The organism is Actinoplanes utahensis, from assembly GCF_016862455.1.
GTDB classification, from domain to species: domain Bacteria; phylum Actinomycetota; class Actinomycetes; order Mycobacteriales; family Micromonosporaceae; genus Actinoplanes; species Actinoplanes utahensis.
Genome location: NZ_BOMZ01000036.1, coordinates 20,571 through 36,684 on the forward strand (window position 1 = coordinate 20,571; position 16,114 = coordinate 36,684).

The following is a 16,114-nucleotide window of genomic DNA, read 5'->3' on the forward strand; positions in this document are numbered from 1 at the left end:
GCTGATGTGACGGCTCCACGGCTCGACGTCGACGCTCTCCTGGCCGACCCGGCCATCCGCATCGTGGTCTGCTGCGGGGCCGGCGGGGTCGGCAAGACCACCACCGCCGCGGCTCTGGGGCTGCGCGCGGCCGAGGTGCACGGCCGCCGCACGGTGGTGCTCACCATCGATCCGGCCCGCCGGCTCGCCCAGTCGATGGGCCTCAACGAGCTGGACAACACACCGCGCCAGGTCAAGGGCATCGCCGAGGGCGGTGGCGGCGAGCTGCACGCGATGATGCTCGACATGAAGCGCACCTTCGACGAGGTGGTCGAGCAGCACACCACGCCGAAACGCGCCGCCGAGATCTTCGCGAACCCGTTCTACCAGGCCATGAGCTCCACTTTCGCCGGCACCCAGGAGTACATGGCGATGGAGAAGCTGGGCCAGTTGCGGGCCGGCGGCCAGTGGGACCTGATCGTCGTGGACACCCCGCCGTCCCGCTCGGCGCTGGACTTCCTGGACGCGCCGGCCCGGTTGTCCCGTTTCCTCGACGGGCGGATGCTGCGGATGCTGCTGGCGCCCGCCCGCACCGGCGGCCGCAGCGTGTTCAGCCTCGTCACCGCCTCGTTCGGGCTGTTCTCCAAGACCGTTCAGAAAGTCCTCGGGGCGCAGCTGCTGACCGACCTGTCCGGTTTCGTGGCGGCGCTCGACTCGATGTTCGGCGGGTTCCGGCAGCGCGCCGACCAGACCTACCGGATCCTGCAGGACCCGCAGACCGCGTTCCTGCTGGTCGCGGCGCCCGAGCGGGACGCGATCCGGGAAGCCGCCTACTTCGCGGAGCGACTGGTGGCGGAGCGGATGCCGCTGGCCGGCCTGGTGCTCAACCGGATGCACAGCACCGAGGCGGCCGGGTTGACGCCCGAGGAGAGCGAGGCCGCCGCGGACCGGCTGGAGGCCGAGGGCGACCAGCAGATCACCGCGGACGTGCTGCGCATCCACGCCGGGCTGCTGCGCCAGGCGCAGCGGGAGACCGCGGTCGCGGCCGGTTTCATCGAGTCCTTCCCGGCCGTGCCGACCGTCCCGATCGCGGCACAGCCCGCCGATGTCCACGACGTCGACGGGCTGCGCACGATCGGATCACTTCTCGCCTGATCGAGGCGATCAGTGAGTGGAGACGAGCACCTTGTCGGCGCCCTTCTCCTTGAGGGCGGCCTCGAACATCTTCCGCCAGCTCGCCACGTGCGGGTGCCGCCGCAGCAGAGCCCGCCGCTCGCGCTCCGTCATACCTCCCCAGACGCCGAACTCGATGCGGTTGTCCAGCGCGTCGGCGAGGCACTCGTAGCGGACCGGGCAGCTGCGGCAGATCCGCTTCGCCACGTTCTGCTCGGCGCCCTGCACGAACAACGCGTCAGGGTCGCCACTCTGACACGCCGCCATGCTGGGCCAGTCGCTGATCATCCCCACGGTAAAAGTCCCCCCTAGCTGTCACACCCCCTGACGCCGGCCGGCCCCTGTTCCCCCATGCCTGACCGGCGTCCGTGTCTCGCCGCACCATCATGCTCTGTAGTTGGGTGATTACGCAACGTTGTCCCTCAAATACGTATAGGCCGGTAGTTCCGGGCATAGCGGCTGTGGAACCTCGGCCGAACGGGGGTATCTTTGGTGCGAAAGCCGAAAAACGCTCCGCCGAAAGAGGCGGCAGGTCACACTTGTAAGGCGCGAGGCAGGCCTTCTCGACAGGCGGCCACGTGCATCCGTCGCGTACCCTGCTCGGGTGACCTCCTGGTTTCGCCGACGCGATCACAACATCTTCACGAACGCGACCTCATTACTGGTCTGCGGCCTGCTGGCCGGCGTGGTCGTGGCCGCCGCCGCGTTCCCCGCTGCGGCGATGACCGGGCTCGCGGCCAAGGCGGGTGGCAAGACGTTCGCCAGCCTGCCGAGCGAGCTGAAGGAATTCAGTTCGCCGCAGATCACCCGGGTCTACGCGTCCGACGGCAAGACTCTGCTCACCCAGTTCTACGACGAGTTCCGCAGTGACGTGCCGCTGAAGGACATCGCGAAGAACATGCAGGTCGCCATCCTGGCCGCCGAGGACCGCAAGTTCTACGACCACAACGGCGTCGACCTCAAGGGCGTCGCGCGTGCCTTCGTGAGCAACAACCAGGGCGGCGCCCAGCAGGGCGCCTCCACCCTGACGATGCAGTACGTGCGGATGTCGCTGGCCTACTCGGCGACCAACCCGCAGGAGGTGATCGACGCCACCGAGGACAGCCCGAAGCGCAAGATCACCGAAATGAAGTACGCGCTGCAGATCGAGAAGGAGCTCACCAAGGACCAGATCCTGGAGCGCTACCTCAACATCGCGCCGTTCGGAAACCAGGCCTACGGCGTCTTCGCCGCCAGCCAGGTGTACTTCAACAAGCGCCCGAAGGACCTGAACGTCGCCGAGGCGGCCATGCTCGCCGGCATGGTGAAGGCGCCGAGCGCCTTCAACCCGACGACCAACGCCGGTAACGCGGACATCACCGCCCGCCGGGACAACTACATCATCCCGGCCATGGTCGAGATGGGCGCCATCACGCAGAAGCAGGCCGACGACGCCAAGAAGATCAAGGTCCCGAAGACGGTCAAGCAGGTCGGCCGGGGCTGCGCCTGGGTGGCGAAGAACCACTGGGGCTTCTTCTGCGACTACTTCCACCGCTGGTGGCTGGGCCAGGAGGCGTTCGGCGCGACGACGTACGACCGTGAGCGCCGGCTGAAGAGCGGCGGCTACCGGATCGTCACCACTCTCGACCTCAAGGGCCAGCAGGCCGCGCGTGACCAGGCCGCCAAGCGTGAGCCGGACACCAGCCCGGACGCCGTGCTCCTGGCCGGCATCCAGCCGGGCAACGGCAAGGTGCGGATCCTCGCGGCGAACCGGAAGTACAAGCTCGACGACCCGTCGAACCCGCAGAACAAGATCTCCTCGGACCCGAAGAAGGCCGCGAAGAAGATCCGGGGCACCCACCCGAACACGACGAACCCGTTGCTCACCGGTGGTGGCGACATCAAGGGCTACCAGGCCGGCTCGGTGTTCAAGATCTTCCCGATCATCGCCGCGCTGGAAGCCGGGTACCCGCTGGGCTACACGATCCACGCGCCGAAGATCTACAAGTCCGGCTATCCGGTCGGCCCCGGCCCGGCGTCCTGCGACGGTTACTACTGCCCCAAGAACTCCGGCGGTGGCGGTGAGGGCACCTACACCATGTGGTCCGCCTTCGCGAAGTCGATCAACACGTACTTCATCCCGCTCCAGGAGCGGGTCGGGTCGGACAAGGTGATCGCGGTCGCCAAGCGCTTCGGCGTGCAGTTCCGCGAGCCGAAGGAAGCCGGGATGACCACCAAGGAGGGTGGCGCCGCCAGCTTCGGCGCGTTCTCCCTCGGTGTCACCGCGTCGACCCCGCTCGACATGGCGAACGCGTACGCGACCCTCGCCGCCGACGGCAAGTACTGCCAGCCCACCCCGATCGAGCAGATCACCACGAACGAGGGTGAGAAGATCGACGTCGGCAAGCCGCACTGCATCGCCGCCACCTCCCGGGACGTGGCCCGTGCCGCCCTGGACGCGGCCCGCTGCCCGGTCGGCGACTCGGCCCAGCTCGGCAGCTGCGAGGGCGCCACCGCGCGGCCCACCAAGGGCATCGTCGGCCACCCGGTCTTCGGCAAGTCCGGCACTACCGACGGCTCGGCGACCGCTTCGCTGATCGCCGGCACCACGTCGCTGGTGGTCGCGGGTTACATGGCCAACCCGGACTACCCCGAGCACAAGAACCAGATGGAGCACTCCATCATCAACCCGGCGGTGCAGTACACGCTGGCGGCGTACATGGACGGCAAGCCGAAGGTCCAGTTCAAGAAGCCGGGCAGCGACAAGATCGCGTACGGGGACCAGCGCTCCATCCCGAACGTGGAGTGCGAGTCGGTCTCGTCGGCCCGCGACGAGGTCGAGGACGCGGGCTTCGAGGTCTCGGTCGGTGCGACGGTCGACTCCAAGTGCCCGGCAGGCACCGCCGCGGGCACCAACCCGCCGAACCGCACCGTCAAGGGCGGCGCGGTGAGCATCGAGGTCAGTAACGGCAAGGGCGCTCAACCGACGGCGCCAGGCCCGGGGACGAGCACCCCGACCAGGCCGGGCGGGCGCTGACGCTCAGCTAGCCAGGGGACACGAAACGGCCGGGAGATCCCATCTCCCGGCCGTTCTCCGTACCACCCAGGGGGTTGTGACCTCAGGCCAGCCGGCGCCGCACCTCGGCCGCCACGCGGCCGCCCTCCGCACGTCCCGCCACCGCGGCCTGGGCCGCCTTCATCGCCGGGCCCATCTGCGCCTTGCCGGTGAAGCCGCCGGCGGTGAGCGCCGCCCCGACGATCTCGCTGATCTCGGCGTCGGTGAGCTGCTTCGGCAGGTAACGGTCCAGGACCTCGCCCTCGGCCGTCTCCTTGGCCGCCTGGTCGGCACGACCGGCCCCGGCGAAGGCGGTGGCCGCCTCCCGGCGCTTCTTCGCCTCCTTGGTCAGCACCGCCAGAACCTCGTCGTCGGAGAGGTCGCGGGCCTCGTCACCGGCGACCTCGGCGGTCCGCACCGCGGACAGCGCCATCCGCAGCGTCGACGTGGTCAGCTCGTCCCGGGACTTCATGGCGGTGTGCAGGTCATCGTTCAGGCGGTCTTTCAACGTTCCCATGGAGGGAGAAACTACCCTTGCGGGCATGCGTAAGCGCTCCCTTATTTCGGCCGCCGCCACTCTGACCGCGCTGGGCGGGGCGACGCTCGCCTATGCGTCCCTCGTCGAGCGCAACATGTTCACCCTCCGGCGCTTCGATGTGCCGGTCCTGGAGCCCGACTCCGAGCCGCTGCGCATTCTGCATCTCTCCGACCTGCACATGATGCCCGGCCAGCGGCGCAAGCAGGACTGGGTGGCCGCGCTCGGCGGCACCGACCCCGACCTCGTCGTGGTCACCGGCGACAACCTGTCGGATCCGGAGGCCGTCCCCGGCGTCCTGCGCGCCCTCGACCCGCTGCTCGGCGTTCCGGGCGCGTTCGTCTTCGGCTCCAACGACTACCGCGGTCCGGTCTTCAAGAACCCGCTGACCTACCTGATGCCCGACCGGGAGTACGTGCAGGGTGTCGACCTGCCCACCGATGACCTGCGGGCCGCCCTGGTCGACGGGGGCTGGGCCGACCTCAACAACGCCCGGACCGTGGTCAAGGCGGGCGGCCGCTCCATCGAGATGGCCGGGGTCGACGATCCGCACATCGACCGGGACGACTACCCGTCCGTGGCCGGCCCGATCAGTCCCGGCGCCGACCTGCACCTCGGGGTCACCCACACGCCCGCCTCGCGGGTGCTGGACGCGATGGCCGCCGACGGGTTCGCCCTGATGCTGGCCGGGCACACGCACGGCGGTCAGGTCTGCGTGCCGTTCGTCGGCGCCCTCACCACCAACTGCGACCTGCCCACCTCGATGGCGAAGGGCCTGCACCGCTGGCCCGGCTCGGATTCGTGGCTGCACGTGTCCGCCGGATTGGGCACCCATCCCACCGCGCCGATCCGGTTCGCCTGTCGCCCGGAGGCCTCGCTGCTCACCTTGATTCCGCGCTGACCTGCGGTTTTACCTTTTGGGGATACCGGTTGGCGGGGCCTCTCGGGGCTCCGCTAGTATTTATCTCGCAGCAGCGGGGTGTGGCGCAGTTTGGTAGCGCGCTACGTTCGGGACGTAGAGGCCGTGGGTTCAAATCCCGCCACCCCGACCAGCAGCAGATGAGGGCCGAGCTCCGGAGACGGAGTTCGGCCCTCACTCGTTTACTCGACCAGCGGATTCTCCGGCGGTTCGATGCCCAGCCGGCGTAACGCGCCGGCTTCGACCTACCGCACGTAACGACCACCGAGGCTGCCGTCCGGCTGCGGAATCCGGCAGTACATGACGAAGCGGGCCTCGTCCTCGGGAAGGGGTTCCCGTCGATGCCCCGGCGCCGCAGTCAGCGCCACCAGGCTCGATCGATCTTTCCTGTGCCGACGTTTCCATCCGTGGCCGGCACGACCACCCATCCGGCCCCCGTCCATGGGGCCGCGGCTATCGCGCTGAGGCCCCTCCTGACAGCCTCAGCGCGGTCGGGTGGCTCAGAGGGCCAACTGCGGGCCGACCGTGCGTGGGGCCATCTGTTGGGGCACCGCGTAGGGCCCGAGCATCGACTCGACCGCCGGAGCGATCGACGGGCGCTCGGTGAGCTGCATGAGCCGGGTCGCGCGGGCGAGGGAGCCGGTCTCGCCGTCGCGGAAGCCCTCCCGGTAACCGCGTTCGTAACGTTCGCCGCGGCCGAAAGCCCGGCCGAGGGCGAAGCACGAGGAGCCGGCGAGGGCGAGCAGGAAGAGCATCGCGAAGGGTGTCACAGAACTATCCTTCCGGGCGCAAGCCACTAATTAGGCGAAAATTACCCTAAACAGGCATAGTTTGCGCCAGGCCGGAGATCAAGTACGCCAACGGGTGACCGTGAGGGGTGCCGTACGGCCGGTCGGGGCCACCTGACAAGCTGATTCCTTGTGACAGACTCGATCGACCTCGCCCGCCAGGTCCGCACCGTGAGCCGCCTGACCGGCGAGTTCACGCTCCGCTCCGGCCGCACCGCCACCGAATACTTCGACAAGTACCAGTTCGAGGCCGACCCGGTCCTGCTGGACAAGCTCGCCGAGCGCCTGGCCGTGCTCATCCCCGAGGGCACCGAGGTCCTGGCCGGCCTGGAGATGGGCGGCATCGCCGTCGTCACCGCCCTGGCCCGGCACGCCGGCCTGCCCACCGCCTTCGTCCGCAAGCAGGCCAAGCAGTACGGCACCGCCCGCCTCGCCGAGGGCGCCGAGGTGGCCGGCCGCCGCGTCCTGATCGTCGAGGACGTCGTCACCTCCGGCGGCCAGGTCGTCATCTCCACCAACGACCTGCGCAAGCTGGGCGCCCACGTGGACCACGCGGTCTGCGTCATCGACCGGCAGGAGGGCGGGTCCCAGGCGCTCGCCGCCGAGGGCATCACCCTGCGCGCCCTGCTGACCCGCGCCGAACTCGACGCGGCCGCCTGACCTTCCGCTCCCGGAGCCGGCTGGTCGTCAGTGCCGTCTCAACGCGCCCGAGACAGCGCTGCCGGCCGGCCGGAACTCACCGCTGGAACCCGCAGCCCTTCGAGGCGGGTCACGAGGCGGCGCGTTTGGCGATCTCGGCGGCGAGCAGCTCGGCGATCTGGACGGTGTTGAGGGCGGCGCCCTTGCGCATGTTGTCGCCGGTCACGAAGAACGACAGGGCGCGAGGGTCGTCCATGGCCCGGCGGATGCGGCCCACCCAGGACGGGTCGGTGCCGACCGCGTCGATCGGCATCGGGAACTCGCCGGCCTCCGGGTCGTCGACCAGGATCACGCCGGGGGCGTTGCGCAGCGCCTGCCGGGCGCCGTCGGCGGTCACCTCGGACGCGAACACCGCGTGCACGGCGATGGAGTGGCCGGTGACGACCGGGACCCGTACGCAGGTGGCGGAGACCTTCAGGGCCGGCACGGCCAGGATCTTGCGGGACTCGTTGCGGAGCTTGAGCTCCTCGGAAGACCAGCCGGCGTCGGCCAGGTCACCGGACCAGGGCACCACGTTGAGCGCGAGCGGCGCCGGGAACGGGCCGAGATCGTCGCCGACGGCCTGCCGCACATTGCCCGGCCGGGATCCGAGCGACCGGTCCCCGGCGACCTTGCTGAGCTGGTCGTGCAGGGTGTCCACGCCGACCTGCCCGGCGCCGGACGCCGACTGGTAGGAGGCCAGGACCAGCTCGCGCAGCCCGTACTCCCGGTGCAGGGGCGCCACCGCGACGATCATCGCGGCGGTGGTGCAGTTGGCGCTGGCGACGATGCCGGCCGGCCGGTGCGCCAGGTCCTCGCGGTTGACCTCGGGCACCACGAGCGGCACGTCGGAACGCATCCGGAAGGCCGACGAGTTGTCCACCACGGTGACACCACGGGCGACCGCGATCGGCGCCCAGTGCTCGGACACCTCGTCGGGCACGTCGAACATGGCCACGTCGACGCCGTCGAAGGCCTCGGCGGTGAGCTCGCGGACGTCCAGGCTCTCGCCGCGGCAGGTCAGCACCTTGCCGGCGGAACGGGCGGACGCGATGAGCCGGATCTCGCCCCAGACGTTGCGCCGGGACGAGAGCAGCTCGAGCATGACGGAACCGACGGAGCCGGTGGCTCCGACGACGGCGAGCGTGGGCTGCGCCATCGTTCGGGTTACCGGCCGGTACCGCCGTAGACGACGGCCTCCTCGGTACCGCCGAGCTCGAACTGGGCGTGCACGGCGCGGACGGCGGTGTCGAGGTCGGTGTCGCGGCAGACGACCGAGACCCGGATCTCCGACGTGGAGATCATCTCGATGTTGACGCCGGCGGCACCGATGGTGGCGAAGAACTCGGCGGCGACGCCCGGGTGCGAGCGCATGCCGGCGCCGACCAGGGAGACCTTGCCGATGTGGTCGTCGAAGAGCAGGCCCTTGAACTTGACCTGGTCCTTGATCTTGTCGAGCGCGTTCATCGCCGTCTGGCCGTCGGCCTTCGGCAGCGTGAACGAGATGTCGGTGCGGCCGGTGCCCTCGGTCGACACGTTCTGCACGATCATGTCGATGTTGATCTCGGCCTTGGCGACGGTCTCGAAGATGCGGCCGGCCGCGCCGGGCTCGTCGGGCACGCCGACGATCGTGATCTTCGCGTCGCTGCGCTCGTGCGCGACCCCGGTGATCAGTGCGTTCTCCACGTCAGGGTCCTCCATCGAGCCGGTGACGAGCGTGCCTTCTTTGTTCGAGTACGAAGAGCGTACGTGGATCGGCACGTTGAAGCGCCGCGCGTACTCCACGCATCGCAACATCAGTACCTTCGCCCCGCCGGCGGCGAGGTCGAGCATCTCCTCGTACGTGATCTTCTTGATGTGCTTGGCGTCCGGGACGATCCGCGGGTCGGCGGTGAAGACGCCGTCCACGTCGGTGTAGATCTCGCAGACGTCGGCGTGCAGCGCCGCGGCGAGGGCGACCGCCGTGGTGTCCGAGCCGCCCCGGCCCAGCGTGGTGATGTCCTTGGTGTCCTGCGACACACCCTGGAAGCCGGCGACGATGGCGATCGCGCCCTCGTCGAGCGCGGTCCGCAGGCGGCCGGGGGTGACGTCGATGATCCGGGCCTTGCCGTGCACCGAGGTGGTGAGCACGCCGGCCTGCGAGCCGGTGTAGGACCGGGCCTCGTAACCCAGGTTGTGGATCGCCATGGCGAGCAGCGCCATCGAGATCCGCTCGCCGGCGGTGAGCAGCATGTCCAGCTCACGGCCGGGCGGGAGCGGGCTGACCTGGTTGGCGAGGTCGAGCAGCTCGTCGGTGGTGTCACCCATCGCGGAGACGACGACCACGACGTCGTCTCCGGCCTTGCGGGCGGCCACGATGCGCTCCGCCACACGCTTGATGCGTTCAGCGTTCGCGACGGACGAGCCACCGTACTTCTGCACCACAAGCGCCACGACGAATCATTCCTTCGAGCTCGGCAATCGCTCCCACCCTAGCCGCGTCCCAGCGTGGCCTCGACAGGCGATCCCAGATTCCGGCCGGTGTGGCGCGACACGCCGGTGTCCCCGGAGCGCCGTACCGGGAAGCATCGCACGGTATGGGGCGAGAATGTCGCGATGCGCATTCCCTCCGCGTTGACCGTCGTGCTGCTGACGGTCGGGCTGGCCGGCTGTGGCGACAGCGACACACCGGAGGCCACCCCCGCCTCGCCGTCCGCGGCGCCGTCGGTCGCCGCCCCCGAACCCGCCGCCCGGGACGAGCTGGCCGGCCTGGCCGCGCTGGCCCTGGAGCGTCGGTACGCCGCCCGCTATTCCTTCGACGACGGCCGCGGCACTCCTCGTGAGGTGGTCGCGGCGGTCGCCCAGGACGGCACGTGGCGTGTCGACATCCCGGGCGGCGCGCTCGGCGGTTCCGCCGGCGTCACGATCATCCGGGTGCCCACCGGCCTCTATCAGTGCACGCTCGCCACCCCGGCGCTGCCGGTCAGCCCGACCTGCGTCCGGGTCGCCGAGGGCGGTGACAAGGTCCCCCGCCGGTACGACCCAGGGGTACAGCGCCTGTTCCGCCAGTGGCTGGCCGTCTTCACCGACCGGCGGGCCGCCCTGGCCGTCTCCGCGGTCCCACCGCTGGACGGCGCGCAGGGCGCCTGTTATGCCGTCGACTCGGTGACCGCCTCCCTCGATCCGCCGGTGGACGTGGGCATCTACTGCTACGCCCCGGACGGTCTGCTGACCGCGGCGCAGGTCGACTTCGGCGTCCTGAAGCTGGTCGGCCAGTTCGCCGGCCCGGCCACGCTGCCGTTGCCGGGGCCCGAGGTGGCCGGTCAGCCGATGGGGATGAGCGCCGATCCGCAGACGGTCACGCCGAGCGGCAGCGTTCCCACCATCCGGGCGAACGGTTAGCCGTTCGGATTCCCTTGACGTAACGTGACTGGCGACATGTGGCAGGTGAACCTTCTCCTTCGCTGCCGCGACGAGGCCCCATTCCAGGCCGGCACCTCGTCGCGGAGGTGACGCGCGCCGCCTGCTCGTCTTCTTCCTGACTGGAGCAGTCCCACATGTCCGTTTTTGGTTCTCAGCAGCCCAGCCCGATGCCGTTCCAGCGCTACGAGGCGTACCAGAAGCAGTTCTCCATCGCCCTGCCCGACCGTCAGTGGCCCGGCAACGTGACCGAGAAGGCGCCGCGCTGGTGCGCGGTGGACCTGCGGGACGGTAATCAGGCGCTGATCGACCCGATGTCGCCCGAACGCAAGCGGCGGATGTTCATGCTGCTGGTGAAGATGGGCTACAAGGAGATCGAGGTCGGTTTCCCGGCGGCGAGCCAGACCGACTTCGATTTCGTACGCCAGCTGATCGAGCAGGACCTGATTCCGGACGACGTCACGATCCAGGTGCTGGTGCAGTGCCGTGAGCATCTGATCGACCGGACGTTCGAGTCGATTCGGGGCGCCAAGCGGGCGATCGTGCACTTCTACAACTCGACCTCGACGCTGCAGCGGCGGGTGGTGTTCGGACTGGACTCCGACGGCATCACCGACATCGCGACGACCGGCGCGCGGCTCTGCCAGAAGTACGCGGAGATCCACACCCCGGACACCGAGATCTTCTACGAGTACTCGCCGGAGTCGTACACCGGCACCGAGCTGGAGTACGCACTGGAGATCTGCTCGGCCGTGATCGACGTGATCGACCCGACCCCGGCCCGGCCGCTGATCATCAACCTGCCGGCCACCGTCGAGATGGCCACGCCGAACGTGTACGCCGACTCGATCGAGTGGATGCACCGGAACCTGCCGCGGCGCGACAGCGTGATCCTGAGTCTGCACCCGCACAACGACCGGGGCACCGCCGTCGCGGCCGCCGAGCTGGGTCTGCTGGCCGGCGCCGACCGGATCGAGGGCTGCCTGTTCGGCAACGGCGAGCGCACCGGCAACGTCGACCTGGTCACCCTGGGGCTGAATCTGTTCTCCCAGGGCATCGACCCGCAGATCGACTTCTCGAAGATCGACGAGATCAAGCGGACCGTCGAGTACTGCAACCAGCTGCCGGTGCACGAGCGGCACCCGTACGCGGGCGACCTGGTCTACACCGCGTTCTCCGGCTCGCACCAGGACGCGATCAAGAAGGGCTTCACCGCCCTGGAGGCCGACGCCGACGCGGCCGGCACCCCGATCGACGAGTTCACCTGGGGTGTGCCGTACCTGCCGATCGACCCGAAGGACGTGGGCCGCACCTACGAGGCGGTCATCCGGGTCAACTCGCAGTCCGGCAAGGGCGGCGTGGCGTACATCATGAAGGAGGAGCACAAGCTGGATCTGCCGCGGCGGCTGCAGATCGAGTTCTCCGGCGTGGTGCAGCAGCACACCGACGAAGAGGGCGGCGAGGTCGGCCCGCAGCAGATGTGGGACTACTTCGCGGCCGAGTACCTGGTCGAGCACCAGAAGGAGCCGGCGATCCGGGTGGCGGGTTACACCACTGCCACGGTGGACGGCAAGGTGGAGATCGAGGCGCACGTCTCGCACTACAACCAGCGCCAGACCGTCACCGGCGTGGGTAACGGCCCGATCGACGCGTTCGTGCAGGCCATCGCCCCGCTGGGGATCCGCGCCCGGGTGCTGGACTACAACGAGCACGCCCTGACCTCCGGCGGCGACGCGCAGGCCGCCGCCTATGTCGAGGTGGAGGTCGGCGACGTGGCGGTGTGGGGTGTCGGGATCGACGCCAACATCGTCAGCGCGTCCATCAAAGCGGTGACCAGTGCGGTGAACCGCGCCTCCTGATTGGCGCCCACCAAGATCCGGTATGAGACTGGGCTACGTGGCCCCACGTAGCTCAGTCATCGCCGTAGCAGTCCTGTTCGCCCTCTCCGGCTGTGAGGTCGCCACCACCGGCGACCCCGGCGATCCGCCCTCCTCCTCGACCGGGGGAGGGGCGAGCCTCGACTCCCTGACCATCGCCGACGCCGGCTCGATGAAGGGTTACAGCCGGGAGAAGTTCCCACACTGGCGGGACACCGGCGAGAACTGCGACGTCCGCGACACCGTCCTGAAGCGGGACGGTGACAAGGTCAAGTTCTCCGGTTGCAACGTCGTCGCCGGCACCTGGGACAGCCTGTACGACGGCGAGGTGCTGACCTCCCCCACCAAGGTCGACATCGACCACATGGTGCCGCTCGCGAACGCCTGGCGGTCCGGCGCCGACGAGTGGACCACCGAGAAGCGCGGCGACTTCGCCAATGATCTCGACCGGCCCCAGCTGATCGCCGTCTCGGCCTCCTCGAACCGCTCGAAGGGCGACCAGGATCCGTCGACCTGGAAGCCTGAGGTCAAGGACGCCTGGTGCTCGTACGCCCGGGACTGGATTGAGGTGAAGAGCTACTGGAAACTCACCATCACGCAGAAGGAGAAGGACGCTCTCACCGAGATGCTGGGGACATGCTGATGAGCGAGACCACCGACATCGTGCCGGGGCCGGGCGGCGTGATGACCGACGAGGTCGGGGTCGTCACCGGCGACCTGACGCTGCGGACCGAACTGGTCGACGGCGACGCCGTGGTCCGGGTGCAGTACAAGGACGCCGAGGAGTGGTACACGGTGACCGGCGCCCGCGCGAAACTGGCCGACCCCGCCGATCTCGCCGCGGTGCACACCGTCGCGGCCGCCCTCCTGCACCGCCCCGAAGATTGATGTTTCCCTTTACACTGCGCAAACCATCCGCAGTGGATTCGGGGGGAACCCACGACAATGTCACACCATCTCAAACGGCCGGTGACCATCGGCCTCTCTCTACTGACCGGCCTCGCCGGAGCCGCGGTCCTCGCGGGTCCGGCGCAGGCGGCCTCGAGCGGTTACGCCACGATGCGCATGAACAACATGCAGGCCGTCTTCTGGGGCGCGCCCGGCTCGGCGAACCAGGTCGTGGTCACCGCCTCCACCAAGTCCGTCATCATCGACGACGTCGTCCCGATCCGGACCGGCCCGGGGTGCGCGGTGATCAGCAAGGACCGCACCGTGGTCCGGTGCACCTACGGCTGGGTGATGGATCACGCGCCGCGCGTCGTGGTCTACGCCGGTGACCGCGACGATCGGGTCACCAACCGGACCAAGCTGTGGACCGAACTGCGCGGCGGCGCCGGCAACGACACCATCCAGACCGCCGGCGGCCCCTCCGAGCTCTACGGTGAGGCCGGCGCGGACACCATCCTCGGCAGCGCCGCCGAGCACGAGTTCCTCGACGGCGGGCCGGGCGCGGACCGGATCTACGGCGGGGCCGGAGCGGAGCAGATCTTCGGCGGGGCGGGCGATGACACGCTCTCCGGCGGCGCCGGCCGGGATCAGCTGACCGGGGGCGCGGGCAGCGATCTGATGAGCGGCGGCGCCGACGACGATCTGCTCTACATGCAGACCGACACGATCACGGGTGACAACGACCGGGTCCTCGGCGACACCGGTACCGACACCGTCTCCTACACCGGTTACGGGGCCGGCGTCACGGTGGATCTGGACGGGGTCGCCGGCGACGACGGCGCCCGGGGCGAGCGGGACACCCTCCACCCGGACATCGAGCGCATCCAGGGCGGTGGCGGCGGTGACCTGCTGTGGGGCAGCGGCCGCGACGACGTCATCCTGGGCGGGCCCGGCGACGACACCATCATCGGTGGCTCCGGGGCCGACAAACTGGTGGGCGAGGAGGGCGCTGACCGGCTGTACGGCGGCGCCGGCGACGACGCCCTCGACGGCCGGGACTGGGTGGATTGGATGAGCCGCCCGTACCCGCCGCCGGACGTGCCGGACCTGGTCTCCGGCGGCGTCGACCGGGACACCTGCGAGCTCTACCCGGGCGACGTGCCGGACGGCTGTGACGTCACCGAATACCCGCACGGCCAGTAACTGGTGACCACTGGGTACGGTCGGGCGGGTGCGTCTCTCCCGCCTGGCCGTGACCCTGGTGGTGGCCCTTCCTCTGGTCACCGCCACCGCTTCGAGCGGTTCGCCGCCCGGTGGCGCGATCACCCTGTCCGATGTCATCCCGGCGGTCGCCGAGGCGATACCGGCGCCCGGTGACGGTTTCCGGCTCACCGGCAGCACCACGATCACCGCTTCCGGCGCCGCGACGCCGGTGGCCGGGCTGCTCGCGGAAGCGCTCCGTCCCGCCACCGGGTTGCCGCTGCCGATCATCGCCGGCGGCGGTGCCGAGACGATCGCTCTGGTCCTGGAGCCGGGTCATCCGGACGAGGGCTACCGCCTGCACATCCGGTCGCAGGGCGTCGAGCTGCGCGCCTCCCGCCCGGCCGGGCTCTTCGCCGGCGTGCAGACGCTGCGTCAGCTGCTGCCGCCGGAGATCGAGTCGAAGACCCCGCGACGGTTGCGGTGGGTGCTTCCCGGCGGTCAGATCAAAGATCATCCGCGGTACGCCTACCGAGGCGCGATGCTCGACCTCGCTCGTCACTTCCACGAGCCGGCCGAGATCCGCCGCTACATCGACCAGATCAGCCGCTTCAAGATCAATCACCTGCACCTGCACCTGAGCGACGACCAGGGCTGGCGTATCGAGATCGACTCGTGGTCGCGCCTGACCGAGGTCGGAGGCGCGCCCGGCACCGGGGTCGGCGGCCGGGGCGGCGGCTTCCTGACCAAGGACGACTACCGGGAATTGGTCCGGTACGCCGCCGATCGTCACATCACCGTCGTGCCCGAGATCGACATGCCCGGTCACGTCAACGCCGCCCAGGTCGCCTATCCCGAGCTGACCTGCGACGGGAAGGCGCCACGTCAGCGAACCGACATGCGGGTCGGATACAGCTCCCTGTGCGCGCACGACGAGACCACCTACCGGTTCGTCGAGGACGTGATCCGGGAGCTGGCCGAGATGACGCCCGGCCCGTACCTGCACATCGGCGGGGACGAGGCGATGTCCACCCCGCACGGCAGTTATCTGATCTTCCAGAAGCGGGTGCTGCCGCTGGTCCGCAAGTACGGCAAGATCCCGTACGGCTGGCACGAGATCGCCCAGTCCCCGGCCGCCGCACAGACCGGGGCGGTGATCCAGTTCTGGGGCCAGGAGAGCAGCCATCCGGCCGTGGCCACGTCGGTCGCCGACGGCGCGCGAGTGGTGCTCTCCCCCGCCGACCGGGTCTACCTGGACATGCGATACGACCTGCTGACCCCGCTCGGGCTGGCCTGGGCGGGGCACATCGAGGTGCGGGACGCCTACGACTGGGATCCCGGGCGGCTTCTGTACGGCGTACCGGAGGAGAAGGTTCTGGGGGTCGAGGCGCCGCTGTGGTCGGAGACGCTGCGCTCGTCCGCCGACATCGAGTTCATGGCCTTCCCGCGCCTGCCGGCGATAGCCGAGCTGGGCTGGTCACCGCGGTCCACCCACGACTGGGAGTCGTTCCGCGCCCGGCTCGGCGCTTACGGCCCCCGCTGGACCCACCAGGGCGTCCGCTTCCACCGTTCCACGCAGATCCACTGGTCCTGAGCCCGGCCCCCGGCATTCATGAGGCCGGCGAACGCAACAGATCTTGGGCG

General features: G+C 69.6%; 14 protein-coding genes, 1 tRNA gene and 1 pseudogene. 11 read left to right on the forward strand and 5 right to left on the reverse strand.

Going from position 1 to position 16,114, the window contains the following annotated elements; genetic code table 11:
• Positions 1 to 6: 6 nt before the first annotated feature.
• Positions 7 to 1,134, forward strand: coding sequence for an ArsA family ATPase (bagB, locus tag Aut01nite_RS12540; protein ID WP_084000072.1), 1,128 nt, complete (start codon positions 7 to 9; stop codon positions 1,132 to 1,134).
• A gap of 9 nt (positions 1,135 to 1,143) precedes the next feature.
• On the opposite strand, the gene Aut01nite_RS12545 is transcribed toward bagB, so the two are convergent.
• Complete coding sequence (locus Aut01nite_RS12545) at positions 1,144 to 1,446, reverse strand: WhiB family transcriptional regulator (RefSeq protein WP_043533057.1); 303 nt, start codon at positions 1,444 to 1,446, stop codon at positions 1,144 to 1,146.
• A gap of 310 nt (positions 1,447 to 1,756) precedes the next feature.
• Between Aut01nite_RS12545 and Aut01nite_RS12550 the strand changes: the two genes are divergently transcribed.
• On the forward strand, positions 1,757 to 4,168 hold the full coding sequence (locus tag Aut01nite_RS12550) for a transglycosylase domain-containing protein (RefSeq protein WP_043533056.1): 2,412 nt from the start codon (positions 1,757 to 1,759) through the stop codon (positions 4,166 to 4,168).
• Between the two features lie 82 nt (positions 4,169 to 4,250).
• Here the strand turns inward: Aut01nite_RS12550 and Aut01nite_RS12555 are convergent, their stop codons facing one another.
• On the reverse strand, positions 4,251 to 4,703 hold the full coding sequence (locus tag Aut01nite_RS12555; RefSeq protein WP_043533055.1) for a GatB/YqeY domain-containing protein: 453 nt from the start codon (positions 4,701 to 4,703) through the stop codon (positions 4,251 to 4,253).
• 25 nt (positions 4,704 to 4,728) lie between these two features.
• Here Aut01nite_RS12555 and Aut01nite_RS12560 point away from each other — a divergent pair, with 25 nt between their 5' ends.
• The gene (locus Aut01nite_RS12560) at positions 4,729 to 5,622 is read left to right on the forward strand and encodes a metallophosphoesterase (RefSeq protein ID WP_043533054.1); all 894 of its coding nucleotides are present in this window, start codon (positions 4,729 to 4,731) and stop codon (positions 5,620 to 5,622) included.
• Between the two features lie 74 nt (positions 5,623 to 5,696).
• Positions 5,697 to 5,773: transfer RNA gene (locus tag Aut01nite_RS12565), tRNA-Pro, on the forward strand.
• A gap of 367 nt (positions 5,774 to 6,140) precedes the next feature.
• Here Aut01nite_RS12565 and Aut01nite_RS12570 read toward each other — a convergent pair.
• Positions 6,141 to 6,410, reverse strand: coding sequence for a hypothetical protein (locus Aut01nite_RS12570; protein ID WP_043533053.1), 270 nt, complete (start codon positions 6,408 to 6,410; stop codon positions 6,141 to 6,143).
• A 150-nt stretch (positions 6,411 to 6,560) separates the two neighbouring features.
• Here Aut01nite_RS12570 and pyrE point away from each other — a divergent pair, with 150 nt between their 5' ends.
• Positions 6,561 to 7,088: an orotate phosphoribosyltransferase gene (pyrE, locus tag Aut01nite_RS12575; RefSeq protein WP_043533052.1), complete on the forward strand. Its 528-nt coding sequence runs from the start codon at positions 6,561 to 6,563 to the stop codon at positions 7,086 to 7,088.
• Positions 7,089 to 7,197: 109 nt separating this feature from the next.
• Here the strand turns inward: pyrE and Aut01nite_RS12580 are convergent, their stop codons facing one another.
• The gene (locus Aut01nite_RS12580) at positions 7,198 to 8,265 is read right to left on the reverse strand and encodes an aspartate-semialdehyde dehydrogenase (protein ID WP_043533051.1); all 1,068 of its coding nucleotides are present in this window, start codon (positions 8,263 to 8,265) and stop codon (positions 7,198 to 7,200) included.
• Positions 8,266 to 8,273: 8 nt separating this feature from the next.
• A complete protein-coding gene (locus Aut01nite_RS12585) occupies positions 8,274 to 9,539 on the reverse strand; it encodes an aspartate kinase (RefSeq protein WP_043533050.1) in 1,266 nt (421 codons plus the stop codon).
• A gap of 162 nt (positions 9,540 to 9,701) precedes the next feature.
• On the opposite strand from Aut01nite_RS12585, the gene Aut01nite_RS12590 reads away from it, so the two are divergent.
• The 6 genes and pseudogenes from Aut01nite_RS12590 (at position 9,702) to Aut01nite_RS12615 (ending at position 16,064) form a co-directional block, all read left to right on the forward strand.
• Entirely contained in the window at positions 9,702 to 10,487 is a 786-nt protein-coding gene (locus Aut01nite_RS12590) for a hypothetical protein (RefSeq protein ID WP_043533049.1), read from the forward strand.
• A 155-nt stretch (positions 10,488 to 10,642) separates the two neighbouring features.
• Entirely contained in the window at positions 10,643 to 12,364 is a 1,722-nt protein-coding gene (gene leuA / locus Aut01nite_RS12595) for a 2-isopropylmalate synthase (protein WP_043533048.1), read from the forward strand.
• Between the two features lie 22 nt (positions 12,365 to 12,386).
• The gene (locus Aut01nite_RS12600) at positions 12,387 to 13,025 is read left to right on the forward strand and encodes an HNH endonuclease family protein (RefSeq protein ID WP_043533047.1); all 639 of its coding nucleotides are present in this window, start codon (positions 12,387 to 12,389) and stop codon (positions 13,023 to 13,025) included.
• A gap of 2 nt (positions 13,026 to 13,027) precedes the next feature.
• Positions 13,028 to 13,270: pseudogene (locus Aut01nite_RS12605) on the forward strand (hypothetical protein); the annotation flags it as partial.
• An 81-nt stretch (positions 13,271 to 13,351) separates the two neighbouring features.
• Complete coding sequence (locus Aut01nite_RS12610) at positions 13,352 to 14,473, forward strand: calcium-binding protein (protein ID WP_161790761.1); 1,122 nt, start codon at positions 13,352 to 13,354, stop codon at positions 14,471 to 14,473.
• Positions 14,474 to 14,501: 28 nt separating this feature from the next.
• Positions 14,502 to 16,064 (forward strand): beta-N-acetylhexosaminidase, encoded by a 1,563-nt coding sequence (locus tag Aut01nite_RS12615; protein ID WP_043533045.1) that lies wholly within the window; start codon positions 14,502 to 14,504, stop codon positions 16,062 to 16,064.
• Positions 16,065 to 16,114 lie beyond the last annotated feature (50 nt).